Annotated in this window: 12 protein-coding genes; 11 read left to right on the forward strand and 1 reads right to left on the reverse strand. The window is 30.7% G+C overall.

The annotated features are described in order from the left end of the window. Window positions 1-11: 11 nt before the first annotated feature. From A8C32_RS11665 to A8C32_RS11710, 10 genes are all read left to right on the forward strand, one after another. A complete protein-coding gene (locus A8C32_RS11665) occupies window positions 12-2,882 on the forward strand; it encodes a PQQ-binding-like beta-propeller repeat protein (RefSeq protein WP_069830603.1) in 2,871 nt (956 codons plus the stop codon). A 25-nt stretch (window positions 2,883-2,907) separates the two neighbouring features. Further along, window positions 2,908-3,693 (forward strand): sulfatase-like hydrolase/transferase, encoded by a 786-nt coding sequence (locus tag A8C32_RS11670; RefSeq protein ID WP_069830604.1) that lies wholly within the window; start codon window positions 2,908-2,910, stop codon window positions 3,691-3,693. Window positions 3,694-3,859: 166 nt separating this feature from the next. Continuing rightward, window positions 3,860-6,508, forward strand: coding sequence for a glycoside hydrolase family 2 protein (locus tag A8C32_RS11675; RefSeq protein ID WP_069830605.1), 2,649 nt, complete (start codon window positions 3,860-3,862; stop codon window positions 6,506-6,508). 425 nt (window positions 6,509-6,933) lie between these two features. Beyond that, complete coding sequence (locus A8C32_RS11680) at window positions 6,934-8,265, forward strand: sulfatase (RefSeq protein WP_069830606.1); 1,332 nt, start codon at window positions 6,934-6,936, stop codon at window positions 8,263-8,265. 315 nt (window positions 8,266-8,580) lie between these two features. Continuing rightward, complete coding sequence (locus A8C32_RS11685) at window positions 8,581-10,494, forward strand: right-handed parallel beta-helix repeat-containing protein (protein ID WP_123803413.1); 1,914 nt, start codon at window positions 8,581-8,583, stop codon at window positions 10,492-10,494. Between the two features lie 112 nt (window positions 10,495-10,606). Continuing rightward, entirely contained in the window at window positions 10,607-13,708 is a 3,102-nt protein-coding gene (locus A8C32_RS11690) for a SusC/RagA family TonB-linked outer membrane protein (protein WP_069830607.1), read from the forward strand. A 6-nt stretch (window positions 13,709-13,714) separates the two neighbouring features. Further along, window positions 13,715-15,553 (forward strand): RagB/SusD family nutrient uptake outer membrane protein, encoded by a 1,839-nt coding sequence (locus A8C32_RS11695; protein WP_069830608.1) that lies wholly within the window; start codon window positions 13,715-13,717, stop codon window positions 15,551-15,553. A gap of 11 nt (window positions 15,554-15,564) precedes the next feature. Then, window positions 15,565-17,232: a hypothetical protein gene (locus tag A8C32_RS11700; RefSeq protein ID WP_069830609.1), complete on the forward strand. Its 1,668-nt coding sequence runs from the start codon at window positions 15,565-15,567 to the stop codon at window positions 17,230-17,232. Window positions 17,233-17,319: 87 nt separating this feature from the next. Beyond that, entirely contained in the window at window positions 17,320-17,775 is a 456-nt protein-coding gene (locus tag A8C32_RS11705; protein ID WP_069830610.1) for a hypothetical protein, read from the forward strand. 184 nt (window positions 17,776-17,959) lie between these two features. After that, window positions 17,960-19,531, forward strand: coding sequence for a sulfatase family protein (locus A8C32_RS11710; RefSeq protein ID WP_069830611.1), 1,572 nt, complete (start codon window positions 17,960-17,962; stop codon window positions 19,529-19,531). A gap of 67 nt (window positions 19,532-19,598) precedes the next feature. Here the strand turns inward: A8C32_RS11710 and A8C32_RS11715 are convergent, their stop codons facing one another. Beyond that, complete coding sequence (locus tag A8C32_RS11715; RefSeq protein ID WP_069830612.1) at window positions 19,599-20,843, reverse strand: acyloxyacyl hydrolase; 1,245 nt, start codon at window positions 20,841-20,843, stop codon at window positions 19,599-19,601. Window positions 20,844-22,213: 1,370 nt separating this feature from the next. Between A8C32_RS11715 and A8C32_RS21490 the strand changes: the two genes are divergently transcribed. Beyond that, window positions 22,214-22,504 (forward strand): transposase, encoded by a 291-nt coding sequence (locus A8C32_RS21490; protein ID WP_432416495.1) that lies wholly within the window; start codon window positions 22,214-22,216, stop codon window positions 22,502-22,504. Window positions 22,505-22,805: the final 301 nt, after the last annotated feature.

Here is a 22,805-nt window from a genome sequence, read left to right on the forward strand (position 1 = left end):
TAAATATATTAATGAATAAGCAAATAATCTTCTTTTTATATATAGCCTTTCATTTTTTTAGCTTTAGAGCATTTCATGTAGTAGCACAAGAGTCTTCTAATAGAAATAAAAGTATTAGGCCATTATCAAATAAATTTGTAGATAAACAAGCTATACAGAGTATAGAAATTGGTTATACCATTTCTAAAATAAGAACAGCTAAAAATAAAAATAAATCTTATATCGTAGCAAGTAGTTATGAAGGTACTGTACTAAGAATTTCTTTTGATGGTCAAGTGCTTTGGAAACATGAATTATCTGGTTTTATGAATCATGATATTTGGTGCCAAGATATAGATTATGATGGAATAGCAGAAGTTTTAGCAGCTAATGCAGACGGAAGTTTATATTGCCTAGATAGTAAAGGGAAATTGTTATGGAAATTCAGCCAAAGTGAGGCACCAATAAAGTCTGTGTGTGTAATTAATAAAGAGAACAAAAATTATGTGGTTTGCGGAGGCTATGATAAAAATATATATTATTTATCACCCAAAGGAGAGTTGTTAAAAACTATCGCATCAAATACATATTCAATAGAAAAACCTTGGGGAAAGAACGGGAAATTGAAACCAGAACCTAGGAATCATGTCACAAATTTTTTAAGACCGCTACATAAAAAAAATGGAACGGAATGTTTAATCGTTCATGGTATTCAAAATAGTAATAGTGGCAGAGGTTCTCTATATGTGTTCGATATTTTTGAAGATAAACCAATACAAACTATTAAGTTAAAAAAAGGAAATGTTTTTGGAGAGTTACGTACCAGAGATGTTAATGGAGATGGAACGGATGAAATTTTAATAGGAGGTACAGGAGAAGCTAACAGAGGAAGCGGTTTTTTGAGAATAGATATCGAAAACCCCGAAAATCAAGCTCTTTTTAATATAAAAACACTTTATAAAAAGATAGACGCTTTTGGATACAGAGTAACACAACCTGTGGTTATAAAAGAAGGTAAAGCACTTAAATACCTTACACTATTTGGTTCAAGAATTTTACTGTCTCCAATAAACATGAATCCTAATGAAACAGAAGTCCTTGCCTGTAAATATGCGTTTAATGACATTTGGAATGATAAACAAAATAACAGAGTCATTTTAGCTTCAGCTCAAAGTGGTGGTAGTGCCATTCATATTATAAATTTAGAAAACTCAAAGTGGAAAAAAGAGTATGCTAATTTAAACCCGATAGGTAAAATTGAAACCATTTTAAAAAATACAGCAGAAGTTAAAAAGCAATTAAAAACATTTAAACAACCTGTATATCAAAAGGAATCAGCTTCAGTTTATTTTATGACTGAAAAAAGGAAGGATGATTATACCCGTTCAACAATTAGCAGATTAGAAAAATCGTATTCAAATCCTATCTTTTTAAACGGATTCCATATGCCTAAGCAAGAAAAATGGGACCGTTCTAGTATTCTAAATGAGAAATATAGAAATAAAAAAGATAGACGTAAAAAGTATGTACTATCGCAACAAGAAGTGATAGATTTTGTGACACCAAAATATAAAAATGCACCAGGAATATCCTATTGGGGAGGTCATGGTAATGATCCTTATATGTTTCAATTATCTACAACAAAAAAGATAGTAGATCAAGCAAAAGGGAAACAAACGGTTTTAATCTATCCAGAATTAGAAGATTATACAAAAGACTTTGAGTATGTTATGAATGATCTTTTCTATCCATTAGCAAATTATATCAAAGATAAGAATGGAAAAATTTATGTCCGAACCAAACATACGTTTTGGCAAGCTAATGTATACTTACCCGTTTGGAGTAAACTAGTATCTGGAGATTATTCTAGTGTTTTTGTGCCTTCCATGGAAGAAACTACAGATAAATCCATGGAGTTGAGTTTAGCTTCTAGAATGGGGATTTGGTCTAGTGGAGCAGTAGATAGTTGGGGAGCGCGTTGTGCTAGAGACAATGCCAGTTACGATCGTACTAGGCAATATTCTCATCAAATGCTACCCAATCATTTTTTACGTATGATGGTTTACAATATAGCCAATGGTGCGCAGTACATTAATAATTTTGCATTAGATCAAGAATATATAAGTTTACTATGGAAACTTATAGCAAAAGGTGCTTTATACGTGCCAAATCGTGAAGATATTTTGAGCATTTCACCAGTTCATTTAAGTATGACAGCACCCAATGAACATTTTTTAAATGAGGGAAGTAATACAAAATGGTTGACTTTTTACGATGAAGAAAAGGAAAAAAATACACCATTAGTTTTTAGTCATTTAAACGGTACATGGCCTGGAGCTCCAGTTACAGAATGGGATTTTTCAAGATATGCAGCCAATGCCACAGAACGAAGACTCAATTTTATACCAAAATATGAAAATGGTATGGTGTTAATTACACCACCACAAAAGGGCATTTTTGCAGATAAAAAAGCAAAAAGAAAACCATTACCTGAAAACCTTCATGCTATTTACAGAGGTATTATGAAAGAGTACATTACAGACGGTAAAGACTATATTTCAAGTGATGGAAAAAAACGATATAATCCAACAGAATACTATAAGGTTATTGAAGAAGATATTAAAAAAGGAGCCAAATTATTACCAGTAACCGTAACAGGAAATGTAGGTTGGGTTGTTTCACAGGTTTCATCAAAACATTTAAGGCTAACCATAGTAGACAATGGCTATATTAATCCCAATTCGCAAACAGCTACTATTACATTTAATACAATTACGCCATTAAAAATTAAAGATGTTTTAAACGATGAGGTTTTTAAAATACTTGATAATAAAACAATTAAAATAGATATTCCCTTAGGTATGTTTAGATTTGTTGATATTGAATTAAAAGAAGAATTTTAATATTTAATAAAAATAAAACATTCAAATGAAAGTGTATCGTCCTTTTGCAAAAATATTTAAAGTACTTCTGTTATCAGGATTATTAATGTGTAATTCATGTAATAATTTAAACCAAAAGGCTGAGAAAACCTTAAAGCCTTCTTCTCCTAATATTATTCTATTTGTAGCAGACGATCATGGAACAGATGCACTGGGTTGTTATGGTAATCCAATAATAAAAACACCTAATCTCGATAAATTAGCATTAGAAGGAACACGATTTAATAATGCTTACTGTACAAGTGCAAGTATAAGTTGTGCTGCTAGTAGATCTGTAATACTCTCAGGTAAATTTGGACATGCCAGAGGTTCTTATGGTCATAGTCATGATTGTCATCATTTTAGTACTTACGATAGTATCCAATCATTACCAGTATTGTTAGAGAAATCAGGTTACGAAACGGCAAGAATAGGTAAATACCATGTCGCTCCAGAAAAAGTGTATCATTTTAATACAGTATTAGAATCAGATCCTAGAAATACTGTAGAAATGGCAGAAAAATGTATAGCTATATTAAATTCAGAAAAACCATTCTTTTTGTATTTCTGTATAGAAGATCCATATAGAGGGCATCCTTTTGAGCCCGATCCTTGGGATGCACCAAATAGTTTTGGTAATAAAAAAGAAGGATATACAGATGTAGAAACTGTTGTATATAGGCAAGAGATTTATAGAAAGGATATTGAATATTTTGGGTCAAAAAAAGTACAAGATTATTTATTTCGCCCAGAATTTGAGTTGTATGATCTTTCAAAAGATCCCACGAATTAAATAATTTAGCACAACAAGAAGCGTATAAAACGGTATTAGTAGACATGCAAAATAAGATGGAAGCATTTCAAATTAAAACAGCAGACCCATGGAAAATTATGAGGAATCATAATAACTCACTTCAAGGGTCAGGAGTGAATTTATAATATAAAATAAGTCAATCAATATGAATAAAATACAACCGATAAAATCTTTAATATTACTAATCTGCATTAATATTTCATTATTTCTTTATACAAACACCATACAATCACAACAAAAGTTTTCTACAGCAGGTTTTTTTGAAGTAGAAGGAAGTAAACGTAAAGTTTCTAATTTTAATCCTGGGTGGCGCTTTTATAAAGGCGATGTAAAAGGTGCTGAAGCATTGAATTTTGATGATTCGAATTGGGTAGGAGCAAATTTACCTCATGGTTTAGAAGTTTTACCTGAGAACGCAAGTGGAGGAAGAAACTATCAAGGAAAAGCATGGTATAGAAAAGAATTTACTGTAAAAGAAGAAGAACTAAATGGTAAAGTGTTTTTGTACTTTGAAGCAGTAATGGGCGTTGCTAAGGTTTGGGTTAACGGGACACAAGTAGCAGAACATTATGGAGGATATTTACCTTTTGCAGCAGACGTCTCTCATGTTTTAAATAAAAAGGGAAAAAATGTTGTTGCAGTAATGACAGATAATAGTGATAGTAAGCTATACCCACCAGGCAAACATCAGGCAGGATTAGATTTTAGTTATTTAGGAGGTATATATAGAGATACCTATTTAATTAAAACAAGTTCTGTGCATGTAACGCTTACAGAATTAAGTAAAACAGTAGCAGGAGGAGGCGTTTTTGTAGGAACCCTAGATGTTAATGGAAATAATGCTAAAATGGAAGTGAGAACAGAAGTCGCAAACGCATCTCCTAAAACACAGCATATTACTATAAAATCTGTTTTAGAAGACGCTAATAAAAAGCCCATTAAAACGATTATTCAAAAGGTGAAATTAGTGCCAACTCAAAGTAAACAATTAGCAAAACAATTTAGTGTAAACAATGTAAGATTATGGCATCCAGATGATCCATATTTACATTTTGTAAGAACCGATATTATTGTAAATGGTAAAGTCGTAGACCAAATGCGTACAAGAATTGGTATTCGTTTGTTTGAGATGAAAGGAGCAGAAGGGTTATTTGTTAATAAAAAATATATAGGTAAAAAATTAATAGGTGTTAATCGCCATCAAGATTATGCATACGTAGGTAATGCTTTGCCAAATACTAGCCATTATAGAGACGTGAAACAACTTCGAGAAGGTGGTAGTAATATTATTAGAGTGGGGCACTACCCGCAAGATGATGCCTTTTATGATGCCTGTGATGAATTGGGAGTATTAACCACAACAGCAAACCCAGGATGGCACTTTTTTAATTTTAAGGCTAAAATTTTTGAAGATAGACTATATGAAGACTCACATAATTTAGTTCGTAAAGATCGTAACAGACCCTCAATATTATTATGGGAAACAGCATTAAATGAAACTCCAGCACAACCTGGTCATGTAATGAATAATATGCATAAAGCAGCACATTCGGAATATCCATTTCCAGGAATGTTTACAGTAACCGATCATGAGGAAGCTAAAAAAGGAGGTCTAGATGTATATTATCACGGGCATGATAAAAATATAAATTCATTTAACAGAGAATTTGGAGATGGAGGCGAAGTAGACGATTGGTATTCTCAAAACTCAGTAGTTAGGGTAAAAAGGTCTTGGGGAGAAAAAGCTATGTTAGAACAATCTTTAAGACAAGCAGAATACCTTTCTAATGTATTTAAAACAGAAAAAGTACGATTAGGAGGTGCTATGTGGGCAGGAATAGATCATCAAAGAGGCTATCATCCAGATCCGTTTTTAGGTGGACATTTAAATGTTTTACGTTTGCCACGTTATACCCATTATGTATATAAAAGTCAATACGAACCAGATTATAAATTAAATGGTATTGAAACAGGTCCAATGATTTATAATACTAATGAGTTAACACAATTATCACCAAAAGATATCGTGCTTTATAGTAATTGCGATGAAATTAAGTTAACATGGTTGGGTAAAGATCTGGGAACCCAAAAACCATCAACAGACCCAAAATACGATGGGTTACCGCATCCGCCATTTGTTTTTAAGAATGTATTTGATTTGGAACAGTTAAAATTCAAAAAAAAAGGGAAAGAAGGACCAAACATTCAAATGATTGCAGAAGGTATCATTAATGGAAAAGTAGTGGTGAAAGATGTAAAAACATATGCGCAAAGATCCGAAAAAATAAAGTTAAGTATCGACCATCAAGGTTTAGATTTAATTGCAGATGGATCGGATTATATTCCAGTAAGAGCAACTATTGTAGATAGAAACGGAACAAAAAAAGTATTAGCCGAAGAACATGTGTATTTTGAGGTAGAAGGACCAGCAGAAATTATTGGAGGCATTCAAAATTTAGGGAATCCAGCTAAATCATCTTTTGGCATAGCAACGGCATTAATAAAAGCAACAACTAAATCAGGGAAAATAACGGTTAGAGCTCATGTTAAAGGTTTAAAGTCTGATGAGATTACATTAGAGTCTAAGTCCGTAACTATGGCATTATTTTACGATAAAAAATATATGTCTCAATCTAAAAAGACAGACAAAAACAAAATAATCATAGAGCAAGTAAAAGAGGAAGAATTGCCAAAAGATGTAAAAGTATTACAAGAAGAATTAAAAATGTTGCGGTTAGAATTAGTTGGAAAAAATCAAGCTTTAATGGATTTACGTAGCAAGAGTAAAAAATAGAGCAGAAATAGGTATGATGATTAAATTTTAATTTAAAAGTGTTTATGACAAATCATAGTATTTTAAATTCTACAAATAGTTCAATATACTTGGCAATGGTATTGCTAATTAGCTTTATTTTAACAGGTTTTAGAGGAATAAAAAGAGATTTATATGAAGGAAGCTATAAGAACACCTTTTATAGTAACATGGTCAAATAAATAAAACCATAAATAACCAATCATATTTTTAGCTTTTTGAGACGTGCTGCCTAGCAAGTAATAACCCAGATATTATAGCTGAAATAAAACAGATTGCCATTACAGCATCAGAATTATTTAAGTTTAAGTAACACTATTTACTTTTAGAGACATATATTGAACTAAAAAGGATATAAATAAGAGTTCTTTTGTCTTTATTCGTTAAACCAAATAATTAAAATATAAATGAAAAAAGCGGTATTAAGTTTGTTGGTTATTGTATCAGCATTAAGAATTGGAGCACAAGAAAAGCCCAATATAGTTTTATTATTTGTTGACGATTATGGGTGGTCAGACATTGGTTACCGTAATGAGACATTCAATACACCAAATTTAAATCAGTTTAAAAAAGAAAGTTTAGATTTTCAGAGGGCTTATATACCAACACCAACATGTAGTCCTAGTAGATATTCTTTATTAACAGGAAGAGAAGCTGTAAGAGTACAGATGGTAAGACATATTGCTATTGATAAAAATAACCCCGAAGCAAAATTTAGTCTGTGGCCAAAAGATCCTGTACAAATGCCATCTATAAATTATATGCCATTAGAAGAAATCACCTATGCAGAAAGATTAAAAGAATATGGCTACTATAATTATTTTGTAGGCAAATGGCATTTAGGACATAAGGGACGTTATCCATTAGATCAGGGGTTTGATGCAGAATTTGGAACCACAGATCATGGGCATCCTAAAAGCTATTATTATCCGTTTTTTAAGAATGGAGATCCTAATAATTTCATGAAAAATTATAAAGAAGGTGATTATTTAACAGATGTATTAACGGATGGTGCTGTTGATTTTATAAAGAATTATGATAAAGACCAACCCTTCATGCTATCTTTTTGGTATTATTCGGTGCATGGCCCCTCTATAGGAAGAAAAGATTTATTAAAGAAATACCAAGAAGCAGGACTAAAAGGTAAATATGCGCATCATGCGGCTATGGTTGAAGCTATGGACGAATCTGTTGGCCGAGTGCGAAAAGCTATAAAAGATAAAGGAATTGCCGATAATACGGTTATTATAGTGTTATCAGATCAAGGAGGAGCCTATTCTAATGCGCCTTTAAGTGGCGGTAAAAAAGGAGGAAATACTTTAGGAGAAGGAGGAGCAAGAGTGCCTTTAATGATTTATTATCCAGAAGTAACAAAAGCAAATACAGAAACAGATATTCCAGTACAATCTATAGATATTTACCCAACTTTAATAGAAATCGCTTCAGGAAATAAATGTACAGATAAGCAAGTTAATGGAGTAAGTTTAATGCCTATATTAAAAGGGAAAAAAATTAAAAAACGAAAGTTGTATTTTTTTAGAAGTTATGAAGACCAGTATGCCGCTGTAATTTGTGGAGATTGGAAACTCATAAAATACCATAGTGGCAAATTCCAACTATTTAATGTAAAAGAAGATATTTCTGAACAAAATAATTTGATAGGCAAAGAGATGAAAATTGAAAAAAAATTAAAAAACGATATCAATAAATGGGAAAAAGAAGCTGTTCCTACATATTAATTATTTTTTAAATGAACGTTTTAAGAATTGTAAGCCTATTACTTTTATTGATAGTCTTTTTTTGTTACACAAATTAATGTTTATTTAACTTAAAAAAATACATTATGAACGCATCTTGACTTTTTGTTTTTAACCGAAAATGAGTAGAAGTATCTGTATTATTAAACTATTATTTTTAGATTTAAAATCTTACATAATCGATGTCTTTCTTAGTTTTCTAGTTATTTTTACTAGAAGAGACATCTAATTTACCCATATATACAAAATGAAACACAATATCATTAATATTTACAATCATACTACTTTAATAAAAATATGAAATTTACAATCACTCAATCAATAACTAAGCTTTTTACTGTTTTTGCACTATCAATAGTGACTTTGGCTACAAGTTGTTTTACAAAAATAAATGAAGGCGAGTCTGTCTTATTTACATTGAGTATTGCTAATGATGCTACACCATTTGTATTAAAAAGAATATTAGTAGCAGGTAAAGAACCTATTTCAGAAATTAAGTTTGAAAAAGGTACTTATCATTTTTATCCAGATAAAGGTTATGAAAAGTTTGCCTATATATCTAACCATGGAGATTTAATGGTAAATACGCCATTCCTTATAGAAGGTTTTAAAAATTTAACTATTGATGGTCAAGGATCAACCTTTATTTTTCATGGAGTTATGATTCCTTTTTTTATTGAAAAAAGTGAGAACATATCAATAAAAAATGTGTCAATTGATTGGCATGAAGCATTTCACAGTGAAGGGTTAATAGTTGCTAATGATGAAGTAAATAAAACTTTTGATATGCAAATCTCTAAAGAATACCCTTATGAGATCCGCAACGGACAAATTTATTTTGTAAAGGAATATTACGAACACAATTTAGGTCAAACTATTTTGTATGATCCTGCAAGAAAAGCAATTGCTTATAATACTAAAGATTATACAGATATTTCTGTTTATACTCGGACCAAATCTCAAAACAATATTAATAAAATTAAGTATAAATATGACTATGATAAAAGAGCACCAGAGTTTAAACATGTAGGTATAGAAAGCAGGCTAACTTTCGAACAATTGGAACCTGGTTTGGTACGTGTTCATGGAGGTCATAAAAAGAAGATGCCACCTCTAGGTATGATTTTAACCATGAAAGGAGAACAGGGTTATAATAGAGTTTCTCCAGCCTTTAAAGTATCATATACAAATGGTTTTAATGGGACTAATGTAAATGTACATCATGCAGGAGGCATGGGTATTATAGCAGAAAACTCATCAGATTTAATTTTAGATAATTTTAATATTATACCATCAAAGGGGAGAATGGTTTCTACAACTGCAGATGCTACACACTTTGTTGGATGTAGAGGAAAAGTCGTTTTAAAAAATTGTACATTTAATAACCAATTAGACGATGCTACTAATGTACATGGAACCTATCAAAAAGTAGTAGACATACTTAGTGATAGTAAAATAGGTGTAAGAATGATGCACCATCAGCAAAAGGGGTTTGTAATAGGGCAACCAAATGATACTGTTGGATTAGTAAGGCTAGGTGAATCATTTTTTCCGTATGGTAAAATGACTATAAAAAATATAGAGTACTTAAACAACAGATATCAAATTATTTCATTTAATGAAAAATTACCAGAAGATTTTAAAGTAGGAGATTTAATTGAAAACTTAGATGGTTATCCAGATTTATTGATTCAAAACTGCAAAATTAATAATAACAGGGCAAGAGGTTTACTCATATCTAATCCAGTAAATACAATAATAGAGAATAATTTTTTTAGTACAGAGATGGAGGCGATACTCATACCTGTAGAAAGTGGTCACTGGTTCGAGTCTGGTAATGCTGCTAATGTAATTATAAGAAATAATGTCTTTCAAGATTGTTTACATGGAGGTAGAAATAGAGGTGTTATTCGTTTTGTAACAGATGACAATAATGAAAATATAGCTTTTAAGAATATTGAAATTTCAAATAATATTTTTAATCAATTTGATAATTTAATATTAGAAGTAGCTAATACAGATGGAATAACGTTTTCGGGAAATAAGATTACAAATTCAGGAACATTTCCTCAGTTATACAAAGAAAATCCTGTAATAAAAATTAAATCATCAAAGCATATCAAATTTAAAAATAATAAATATTCAGGACTTGTCCATTTAGACAATATGCTTGAAACAGATCAGCCAATGTCAAACCTAAAATTTAAGTAAATGTACTAAATTAAATAAAAAATAAAATCACCATAATATCAATTAAACTATCAATAAAATTGAAAAACTAGCATGATTATATATCGTGTAACACAAAACTAAACCAAATTTTATGAAACTAAACAAGAAATTAAAAAAGAGGAAAGGCTGGAGTAGATTGTTACTCTTTACCTTAATTTTTTCTGTAGGTTTTTGCGTTAATGCCCAAGCACAAAAAATTACAGTAAAAGGAATTATTACAGGAATGCAAGATGGAATACCAATTCCAGGAGTGTCTATAATAGAAGAAGGTACTAATAATGGAGCAGTATCAGATTTTGATGGTAACTATTCTATTGATACTAAAATTGGAGCTGTATTAAACTTTAGATACCTTGGTATGGAGGATAAAGCAATAAAAGTGACAGGTAATACGATATCAATACAAATGTCACCAGATTTAGAAGATTTAGAAGAAGTAGTTGTAGTAGGTTATGGTACTGTTAAAAAGAAAGAATTAACAGGCGCGGTATCTAGTGTGAAAGCAGAAGATCTAGAAGAAATTGTAACTTCAGATTTAGGTTCAGCTATACAAGGGCAATTAGCAGGGGTTAGTGTAATCGCAGATTCTGGTGCACCAGGAGCCTCTTCAGAAATATTAATTAGAGGTATTACCAGTGTTATTGGTAGTAATAGCCCTCTTTTTGTTGTAGATGGATTGATTCAGGATGGAGACCCTGGTATTAGTCCTAACGAAATTGAAACCATTGATGTGTTAAAAGATGCTGCTTCAACAGCTATTTATGGAGCACGTGGTGCATCGGGTGTCATTTTAATTACTACAAAGCAAGGTAAAAAGGGAACTTTAGCTATTCGTGCAAATGCCAGTTATGGTTTACAAGTCTTAAATGGAGAACCAACAAGATTATTAGATGCTAATCAGCAATACTTTACAGGTATAATACGAAATAGATTTATTCTTAATGAAGGCGTAGCAGATGATGATATAGATTTAATAGGTTTAACTCCTAATAATTTAAGAAATAATACAAATTTGTATGATAATATAATAATAGATAGTCAACCAGTTACAAATTATAATGTAAATTTCTCTGGAGGTACAAAAGATATTAGCTATAGTGTATCTGCAGGTTTGTTTGAAAGAGAAGGAACAATTATAAATTCAAACTTTAAGCGTTTTAATTTAAGAGCAAATACAACTTATACTCATAATAATTTAAAGATTAGAGCTAATATTACTATGCAAGATCAAACAACAGATCATGCTCCAGGGGGAATAGTATCACAGGTGCTAAGATATAGCCCTACAGGTCCAAGTCTTTCAGATTTTCCACCAGGTGAAACTATAGTTACTGGTAGTGGTTTGAGTGGTCTTATTACACAATGGGTATTAGAAAGTTTTGAAAATACAAGAAGAACAGATTTAAGTAGAAGTCAGGCTAACTTTAATGTTACATACGAGTTGTTTAAAGGCTTCATTTTATCAGCAAGAATTGGTAAAACTATTCAAAATACTTATGTGAAAAGCGTTAACCCTTTTAGAGAGATAGTAGATGTTTTTGGTAATAATTTAAGTCCTGCAATAAGTAGTAGTATTGCTAATAATGCAGCAAGAAGAGATAATAACACTTTTGATGGTGTAATGACCTATAAGTTTAATTTAAATGATGCACATGATATAACATTAACTTCAGGTGTTACTTTTGAGGATTATAAAAGCAAAGGTTTTAATGCTTCAAGATCTGGAGTTTTCGATAATGATATACAAGTGTTAAATAATACCGCAGCAAACCCAAGAACTGGATCTGGACCAGATTTCAGACATAGAATAACAGGGATTTTAGGACGTTTACAGTATTCTTATAAAGGAAAATATAATTTAAGTTCTGTTGTGAGAAGAGATGCATCATCAAGGTTTCCTACAGAAAAAAGAGCAGGTATATTTCCATCTATAGCAGCAGCATGGAATGTTTCTGATGAACCATTCTGGGGATCTATTAAACGTACTGTAAATAATTTTAAACTTAGAGCCTCTTATGGTGTGGTAGGAAATGAAAATCTAGGGGATTACAGAGATGTCGCTACCATATCTAGAAATTATAACTATGCATTTGGAACTAATGGAGGCCGATTAGTTGGAGGAGGTACGCAAACAGGTTTTGCAAATCCTTTTTTAGTATGGGAAACTTCTATTCAATCTAATTTAGGTATTGACTTAGGCTTATTTAAAAATAAAGTTACGATAACAGCCGAATATTATGATAAGACTAATGAAGATATGTTATTCCCTGTTTCGCTAGCAGGATCTAATGGTGCTGGTAATTCTCAAGTTATTTTAAATCTAGGAAATATGACCAATAAGGGTTTTGAATTATCTACTAGATATAGAACAAAAATAAAAGGACTAAATATTAATATGACAGGTACATTTAGTACTAATGAAAATAAAGTAACAAAAATTAGAGGTTTAGGTGGTTTTACTTTTACTAATGATAGTGGCTTAGTTCAAAGAGCAGGTAATTTTTCTAAAGCAACAGTATTTACAGAAGGTTATGAGGCTGGAGCCTTTTTCTTATTTCCAACAGATGGTGTACTTAATACAAGTGAAAAACTAGCCGAATATCAAAAATTACAGCCAAATGCTAGAATGGGTGATTTAATATATAAAGATAGTAATGGTGATGGTAGTATTTCTGATGCAGATAGAGTCTATCATGGTAGTGGCTTACCAGAATTTGAAATAGGTTATAACTTAAACCTTAGATATAAAGGGATTGATTTTTCAACACAATTATTCGCTGCTTTTGGTCATGAAATTCTAAACGGAGCTAAAGCATCTGCTTTTGGTTTTGCTCGTCATGAAGACCTTATCAATCAATGGACACCTGTTAACCCTACAACACCAGTTCCTACTTTTAGAGCAGATGTTAGGTTACATCCTAATTATAGAGGAGATACAGATTTATGGTTAGAAGAGGGGGATTATTTACGTGTAAGACAAATGACCTTAGGTTATAGTTTTCCTAAAAAACTAATAGAAAAAATAGGTTTTACTAGATTAAGATTATATACATCGGCGCAAAATCCATTTACATTTACTAATTATTCTGGTTTTAGTCCAGAAATTGGTGGTCGTGTTCAAAGTAGGGGTTTAGATAAAGGGAATTACCCTATTACTTCTCAGTACTTATTAGGATTAAACTTAAACTTTTAAAAAATTATGAAAAATTTAAAATTCTTATTTATAGTTTTATTTATAGGCTCTATGACATCTTGTGATGATGACTATTTAACAGAAACGAATCCAAGTGCTAGTCCTGTAGCAGGCTATTGGAATAGCTTACAACGTACCGACATAGGTTTGGCAGCTGCATACAATGCTTTATTGCATAAGAATATATTAACAATCAATGAAGAAGCTTGGAGATCTGATATGGGTTGGCCAGGGTTTGGTAGACCAGTACCTAGCTCTAAAGGAGTCGAATTATTTATTTACAATAAAGCATATTCTAGTAGTGATGGTTTTATTGAAGGTAAATGGAATGCATGTTATACAGGTATATTTAGAGCCAATCAAGTAATAGGTGCCTTAGAAATATTAAAAGAAAATTTTCTAGAAGGAGAGTTTGAAGCGCAAGAAGAAGAATGGACATTACAAATGGCTCAAGCCAGATTTATAAGAGGATTGCTACATTTTTATTTACATACAATCTATAATAAAGGAAGTGTTATAATTAATGATAGATTACCTATAACACGTGAAGATTTAGAGTTGCCTTTTACGCCTCAAGAAGCTGTTATAGAATTGCTTAAAGATTTAAATCAGCCTTTGTCATCTTCTCAAGAGGTTTTAAATTTCTTTAGAGCGGATTTAACATATGCTTTCAATAATTTGCCTGCTCAATATAAAAACCCTTCTATAGATAAAGGGAGAGCAACAAAAGGGGCAGCAGCTACTATATTAGGTACAAGCCATTTATATGAGGAAGAATATAGCCAAGCAATGACATTTTTTGATGATATAATTAACAATCCAGAATATGGTTATGAATTAGTAAACGATATGAACTTGATGTTTACTACAGAAGGAGAATTTAATAAAGAATCTATTTTAGAATTAAATTATACTTCAGATTTCAATCAAGATTTATCAATTTGGGCGAATAATGTGCTAACTAATCAATATGCAGTAGAAACGGTTAACAATAAAGGACCATTATTACCCGCTTGGATAATAGATGCTTATAAAACAGAAGCATTAGACCCATCAGACGAAAGAAATTTTTATAACGATCCTGTTAATGGTCGTTCTATACGTAACTTACCTCTTAGAGCAGCAGCTATGGTAGCTATTGTAGAAGATGATTTATCTACATATTATTTGGATGGTACAACACCACAAAAAGTAAGAATAGGCTGGAATGGTTGGGGATTTGGTGTATATAAAAAATATACCAATCATGATATTTATAGAAGTGAAGATGCAAATCCAGATCCTCGTGGTAATAGGGCGTCTGCTAAAAATGTTGTAATAAATAGGTTGGCAGAAGTATATTTAATGCAAGCTGAGTGTTTTATAAAAACAGGAGATGTTCCAGCAGCATTAAGACTTATCAATGCTATACGTAAAAGATGGGGCTTAGAGTTGTTAGGACCATTAGATTCTATGTGGCCAGATGCTACTTATAATTTAGAAAATTATACAGCAGACGCACTCATGGAGCACTTAATGTATTTGGAAAAACCACTTGAATTATCATTAGAGGGGAACTCTATACGTTGGACAGATTTACGTAGATGGGGTGTGATTAAGGAAAATTTCCAGAGATTATCAGATAAAACATTCTACGCTATCAATTATACGTTTAGAAAGCTTGATGGTACAACAGCAAATAAAAATAGTTCATCTATACATAATACATTACCAAGCCCTGCTCCAGGATTAAGAGTTGTAGATTATGAGTATGATGATACAAATGCAAACTATAATCCTGAATTACATGATTATTTACCTATACCATTAGGAGAAATTTTGAGGAACTCAAATATTAATCTATAAAAAAAAGAAAAATGAAAAATTATAAACATATTGCCGTTATAATATTTGCATTCATCTTTGTTTTTGCATGCGAAAAAGATGATAATCCTGATTTTCCGTTATTACAAGAAGCAACTTGGGTGAGTTCAATACGTCCAACTGAATTTATTGATCCTTTTCCTCTAAATGAGGGAGAAGCGATTTCATTTGTAGATTTATCGCAAGGAGCTTTGAGTCATGAATTTATTATTGAAGAAGGTAATTTTTTCCTTGATAAAAGTTATAAAAATTCAGATTCTTTACCTTTATTTATTTTACCTGATGCAGGAACAACAACAGCAAGTAAAGATGCACATGTTTTGTTTATGAAACCAGGTTTAAATAAAATAAGGCTTAGAAACACATATAGAGATTCGGTAACTTACTTAGCTAAAGAACCTATAGGAGCGGTTTTTCAAGATGGTGTTTGGGTTATAGAAAATGAATGGAATATAGACGTATATGGTGTATTAAAACCAGCATTTCAAGTATTGGATAAAGACGGTAATGAGATTTTAAACATTACTGGAGATATCGAAACTTCTATTGATGATATAGAAACTTGGCCAGTTGTAGATGTTGAATCTGGTGATGCACTTACTTTTGTTGATTTAACAACAGAAGATAGACCTACGGGAAGACAATGGAATTTTGAAGGAAAACCAAAAAACTCTCCAGACGAAATTGTTACTGTAACTTTTTTTAAATTAGGTGAATTTAAAGCAGGAGTACTACGATCTATAAGAGCAGATGGCTTACCAGAAAATAGAGTGGATAAGCAAATTCCTATACTGGTAAATGTAATACCTTCTACAAAACCTTATGTTTTTAATGGAGAACTTAAAGAATCGCGTAATGAAGCTATAAGTTTTGCTACTACAGGTGAAGTAAAGGAATTTTCAGGTCAAGAAGCTAGTTTTACGGTTAATGTAAAAAATGATGCCACTGGTTTTGATAAAAATGTAACAGTAAGTTCTGCATTTGTTAATCCAAACGATGCAACAGAAATACGTTTAGTATTATCTGAGCCTATTTATAATACAGATGTAGTAACTATATCATATTCTGGAACAGGAATAGAATCTGTAGATAATAGAGTTTTAGGAAGTTTTGGTCCAGAAATAGTAGAGATGGATCCAGGAGAAAATTTATTGCCAAACTATTTTGCTGGGTTTGAATCTGCCCATCCAAATTGGAAAGCAGCTTTTAGTACTGGATATTGGGTAGGTAATAATAATGGTAGTTTAGGTCAAGAATTTTATAAACGAACAACACAACAAATTGCTAGCGGGACAGCTGCTATGCTTTATTTGGCTCCAGAAGGTGTTAAAGCAGTGAATTTACAAGGTTTAGATTTTAATAAGTTTAATATCCCAGCAGGAAATTATAAGTTATCTATAACTGTATTTTTAGCCGAGGGTAATACTATGTCTCAATTAGGAACTTTAGTTACTAAGCCTTGGACAGTTATTAATTGGGATCTTAGTACTTTAGAGAGAGGTGTATGGCACACTTTAACTCAAACAGTAAACTTTAACGAACCCCCAAAAGAGAAGTATAACATAAGAGTTATACCTGGAGATAATCCAAATGCATTAACAGGGGAGCAAAAATTTTATTTAGACGACTTATCATTTACAGGTTTTGAACCCCGTCCTTAAATAAGTTATTATTATTATTATTATTATTTCCTCTCTATTTTTGAGTGAAAGTTATAGAGAGGAATTAACATTTTAAAATCAAAATACATGAAAAATACAATAATAAAATTTTGCTGTCTCTTCACTTTAATTTTTTCAGTTATTGGCTGTGGAGAAGAAGCAGAATTTCAAGCGTCAGATATTGAATTAGTTCCAATTTACTATGTAACAGACATTGTAGGTAGTGAGGCACCTCATTCAATAGAGGTATATAAAGAAAAACCTTTATTAATTGAATTTTCAAGTAAAGTTCAGGCAAAGAGTTTTGCTATTTCTAATTATCAGGATTTATCTGATGGAACAGCGTTTAATATCACATTTGATAAAGTAGTATTGATGGAACAAGAAGATGGAAGTTTTATAGATGTTGTAAATTCGTATGTTATAAATGCAGATGTATTAACTGGTGATGGTTCTATAGAAATTACTTGGCAAAATTCAGATAATACTTTTACAACAGAAACATATACTATTAAACTTGTTGAAACAGAAAGATATAATTAATATTAAATTCTTATAAGAGAAACTTATGGGGTGAATATTATATTATAGTTGAAGAATATTATAATAAGGCTAACATTCTTTTTTGAATGTTAGCCTTATTAGGATTTATCAATAAAAAGAACACTCTAAAATAATGTTTTTCTATTTTTACTGTATTCAATTTTACTAATCTACAAATAATTTCATGAAAAACTATTTTAAATTAATTACTTGTGTAATATTAATGACCTTGATTATTGGATGTCAATCAAACAAAAAGAAGGCGGAATCGAAGTTAGAAGTACAACCTGTTAAAAAAGTAAATCCTAACATTGTTGTGATTTACTTAGACGATTTAGGTTATGGAGATTTAAGTGCTTATGGAGCTACAGAATTGATAACACCAAATATAGATGCTTTGGCTAGTGGAGGTATGCGTTTTACAAATGCATATGCATCATCTGCCACGTGTACACCAAGTAGGTATGCATTGTTAACAGGTATGTATCCATGGCGTAATAAAAACGCAAAAATCCTTCCAGGTACTGCACCTTTGTTAATTAGTACAGAACAACAAACATTACCTAAAATGCTTAAAAAAGAAGGGTACCAAACAGCTATTGTTGGTAAATGGCATTTAGGTTTGGGTACAGGTATAGTTAATTGGAATGAAAGAGTATCTCCTGGTCCAAATGAAGTAGGTTTTGATGAGTCTTATATTTTGGCAGCTACTCAAGATAGAGTACCAACTGTTTATATTGAAAATGGAAATGTTGTAGGCCTAGATAAAAATGATCCAATAGAGGTTGATTATAAAAATAATTTTGAAGGGGAACCTACAGCAATTACTAATCCAGAAATGGTTAAGATGAAATGGCATCATGGTCATAACAATAGTATAGTAAATGGAATTCCTCGTATTGGATATATGAAAGGTGGAGACGGAGCTAAATGGAGTGATATTGATATGGCAGATAATTTTCTTAAAAGAGCACAAGCTTATGTGAAAGATCATGAGAATAAACCTTTCTTTTTATATTATGCTATGCAACAACCTCATGTACCTCGCACACCTCATCCTCGTTTTGTTGGGAAATCAGGTTTAGGACCTAGAGGAGATGTTATTTTAGAAGCAGATTGGTGTATAGGTGAGTTTATGAAAACTTTAGAAGCAGAAGGTATTTTAGAAAATACTTTAGTTGTTTTTTCTAGTGATAATGGACCTGTTTTAAATGATGGGTATTTTGATGATGCTGTAGAAAAAATAGGGAAGCACAAACCTTCAGGAAAATTACGTGGAGGTAAGTATAGTTTATTTGAAGCTGGAACACGCATGCCATTTATAACGTATTGGAAAGGAGAAATTCAACCAGGGGTTTCTAATGCTTTGGTATGCCAAATGGATTTGTTAGCATCTGTAGCAAAACTAGTAGGAATAGAAGAAACTTCAACAGATAGTAAAGAGTTATTAGATGTTCTTTTAGGTAAAAGTAATGATGGTAGAACAGACTTAGTATTAGAAGCAACAAGTAGAACAGCTTTAAGGAGTGGAGAGTGGTTAATGATACCTCCGTATAAAGGAAAAGCTATTGAGGAGAAGGTACAGATAGAATTGGGTAACTCACTTGATTTTAAGTTATTTAATCTTAAAGAGGATATAGGGCAGCAGAACAATTTAGCTAAATCCAATCCTGAAAAACTTAAAGAAATGATTGAGAAATTTGAAACTTTAAGAGGAAAGAATTATAATAATATTGAAAAATTAGAATTAAAGTAGATTAATCTAATTCTCCAAAAAATAATGCCGTATATATTTATACGGCATTATTTTGTTTATAACCTTCTTAATTATAATGATATATATATCCAAAGCCTAATTCGGCAAAATCTGCTTGCCCAAGATTAGCATTAATAAATGTGCCCAAATACACATTAGATTTTGTTTTTTTTTGATTTCCAATAAAATAGTATTTTAAGCCTAATCGTGATGAAATTAATTGTTTAAGTTTATAATAAAAACCAAAATCACCTAAAACAATAGCACTATTCTCTGGAATTGTTTTAGGAACATAATCCCAACCTTGATTTATTTTCCAATCAATTTTATAGCCAGGTTTGTGTAAATTAAAACCAAGTTGCAAATCAATTCCTATATGATTCATTAAAATCTCACCATTTAAAGTCAAACCAATATTTGAAGCATTCCATGTAGGGGTCTTTTTAAAAGAATCAAATTCTCTACCATCTTGAACTAATGATTCATTATTTATTATATAATCGTAGTAATTTTGATAAAAACGATAATAGAATCCAATACCTAATTTAAAAGTATTATTATAAATTTTACCATACTCGCCAGAGAGCGTATATACAGGATTCATATTATTGAATGCTTTAGAAAGTACATTTATACCATAGCCAGTAGAGAATGTAAAGTAATTACTTCTGCTTTTTAGTAAACTTTTTAAGGGAGTTTCATTAGGTAACTTATTTGATTTATGTTTAGTATTTATATTTGTAGATAGGCTTAATAGAAAAGAGTTAAACCCTTGATTTGGTAATCGTAAATGTCCATTTGAATGATGAAAATAGCCAGCGCCAATACGCCAATCTTTGAAGAATTCATAATATGTGAAAGCTTTAAATGACCATACTATATCTGTTGAAACAGCCTTATTATATGGATTATATATAGAATCGTATTTTTTATTGAAATAAGAAGCACCTATTCCAAGATGGACTTTTAAGTTTTTCTTTTTAAAAGCATTAAATTCTAAAAAAGGTAATATAGAGATAGCATTTCCTAATTTATTTTTATTTCCAAAATCTGTGTAGCCAATACTAAACCCAGTTCTTTGTATTTTAAGTCTTTTAGCCCACTCTTGTTGATTCGTAGTTTGATACCAAGCCAAGTTTAGTATAAACTGTTTTTGCATTTTTCTATCTGGAAAGTCTGAGTTAGCCTCTGCTGTAATACCAACAAGAATTTCAGGATTAATAATGATAGAATTAGGGTCTGAATAATTTTTTTGTTGACTAAAGGAAAATAGAGAACAACTAATAAAGAGATAAGTGAAATTTTTATTCATATAGATTCTAATAAAGAATAAGTTTTTTTCATTTTTAAATGTATAAAAATCTTATTTATTTGTCAGATTTGCTAACAATAATATATATAAAAATCAACAGTATAATTGTTTTATTAAATCTCTCTAATTATCAATGCTTTATAAAATTGAGATAAATATCATTGGTAACTACTCTCTATTAGCTTCTAAAGAACAGGATTAGTGCTTTTATGTGTTAAGTATTTGTTTTAAAGGTTGTTATGTTTAGGAATAAATTCTTTATATATTTTAATTATTATGTATAAATATAAAAAAACTTTTGGAGTTGATACCTATTAAATCTTTAACCTTAACTTAAATCTACCTAAAAGTAAAGCGTATTATAATTACTTAGGCTCTCTAAGCAGACTACCTTATAGTCAATGTGTAAATTAGTCTCTTTTTAAAGAACCAATAACAGTATCTTTAGGTTAAGTTGAAAATATTAAGATATTTAATAATTTTAGAAATTAGCAGCCACTAAATGCTAGAAAAGTTATGATGCTAGAATCAAACTTTTATATTTTTTCTTCTTAAAAAATAAAAAGCTTCTCTTTACCAAAGAGAAGCTTTATTGGGTATCTCTTTATTGATTAACGAACTATTATAAATTTTTAATTATTATGCTATACAATTTTAAATAAATTGATTAGAAAATAATTATTAATCTAAGACTAGTGGGAAAATGGTTTTGAATGTTTCTTTTTAGAGGTAACATACTATTACTTACTTTATGTTTCATTCTAGAGCTAACCCATGACTTATATTATAAACTTAATACTGCTAAATTATAATTAAAAAAATACGATTATAAAATGTTTCGATGAAGGATTCTATAACTAAAGTTTAATGGTTAAAAAGTATCGATGAGTTAAAAATGGTATTTGCTTTAAGGTTTATATTATCTATTTAATTTGGTAACTCAGCCGTATGTATACAAGTCTTTTGGTATCAGAATTATTTTTTAGATATCTTAAGTTTATCCTACAGTTTCTAACATTATCCGCACAGATAGTGGATTTAGCTGTTCCCCTTATACAAATTAGTAGATTATTACAATTTGCTATTTGTCACAGGGCAAGCCAGTAATGCCGTGCTAAAAAGAAAAGTTGAACGCTGTGTAAAAGCAGTTAAACATCTCTATGTAGCTCAAAATATAAAACATCAACATTTTATAAGCTTTACTTATCAAGCCAAATCATGGCAGAGCCCACAACAAGCCTATACAAAAAATTGAAAGTACAGGTAAAGGACTAAATGTTCGTCGTTTTATTAGCAATATAAAAGAGAAAGAAGTACGTGAAATCTACTTTGATTTTTATGTAAAACGTGGATAATCAAGCGAGAACAGAATTAATGAAGTGAAAAACATGTGTTTTCAGATAGAGTATCAAATCATGGTTTTTTTGGCTAATTTTTTCAGGCTATTTCTAAGTAACTTAGCTTACGAAATATTTTTATTGCTCAAAAAAAGTATAAAAAAGACAAGATTTACAAAAGCAAAAAAATGGCAAATAAGCACAATAAGAACCCAGTTGTTAAAAATTGGAGCAACACTAAAAGTTACTAAAAAACGAATTTACTATCAATTGTCAAAAGCATTTGTAAATCAAGATTTGTTTCGAGAGATAATAACACAATGAAGGTTTTAAAATGTGAATTTTAAAACCTTGGGATATCTATGTCTTGGTGTGAAAAATTGACCATTTTTTTGATTTATTGAACATATAAATAGACCCAGTCATTCAAAAAAATCGTATAAATCTCTAAATATAAAACAATAATTAAAGGGTAAGCACAAAGATTCGATTATTAAACCCAATAAGTATACTATGAATAATGCGGGTTAGTAATCCTTTGACTAGTAAATTTTGTGATAAATAAAAATAGTTTAATTCTTACAAAATTGACTTAAATTGTTATATTGGGATCGGTATGCACATG

Origin of the sequence: Flavivirga aquatica (assembly GCF_001747085.1) — a bacterium.
Lineage (GTDB): Bacteria > Bacteroidota > Bacteroidia > Flavobacteriales > Flavobacteriaceae > Algibacter_C > Algibacter_C aquatica.

Bases quoted from the DNA above. Each gene is read 5' to 3' on its own strand.
- A8C32_RS11665 (WP_069830603.1), top strand. From the start codon at position 12: ATGAATAAGCAAATAATCTTCTTTTTATATATAGCCTTTCATTTTTTT.
- A8C32_RS11670 (WP_069830604.1), top strand. From the start codon at position 2,908: ATGAAAGTGTATCGTCCTTTTGCAAAAATATTTAAAGTACTTCTGTTA.
- A8C32_RS11675 (WP_069830605.1), top strand. From the start codon at position 3,860: ATGAATAAAATACAACCGATAAAATCTTTAATATTACTAATCTGCATT.
- A8C32_RS11680 (WP_069830606.1), top strand. From the start codon at position 6,934: ATGAAAAAAGCGGTATTAAGTTTGTTGGTTATTGTATCAGCATTAAGA.
- A8C32_RS11685 (WP_123803413.1), top strand. From the start codon at position 8,581: ATGAAATTTACAATCACTCAATCAATAACTAAGCTTTTTACTGTTTTT.
- A8C32_RS11690 (WP_069830607.1), top strand. From the start codon at position 10,607: ATGAAACTAAACAAGAAATTAAAAAAGAGGAAAGGCTGGAGTAGATTG.
- A8C32_RS11695 (WP_069830608.1), top strand. From the start codon at position 13,715: ATGAAAAATTTAAAATTCTTATTTATAGTTTTATTTATAGGCTCTATG.
- A8C32_RS11700 (WP_069830609.1), top strand. From the start codon at position 15,565: ATGAAAAATTATAAACATATTGCCGTTATAATATTTGCATTCATCTTT.
- A8C32_RS11705 (WP_069830610.1), top strand. From the start codon at position 17,320: ATGAAAAATACAATAATAAAATTTTGCTGTCTCTTCACTTTAATTTTT.
- A8C32_RS11710 (WP_069830611.1), top strand. From the start codon at position 17,960: ATGAAAAACTATTTTAAATTAATTACTTGTGTAATATTAATGACCTTG.
- A8C32_RS11715 (WP_069830612.1), bottom strand. From the start codon at position 20,843: ATGAATAAAAATTTCACTTATCTCTTTATTAGTTGTTCTCTATTTTCC.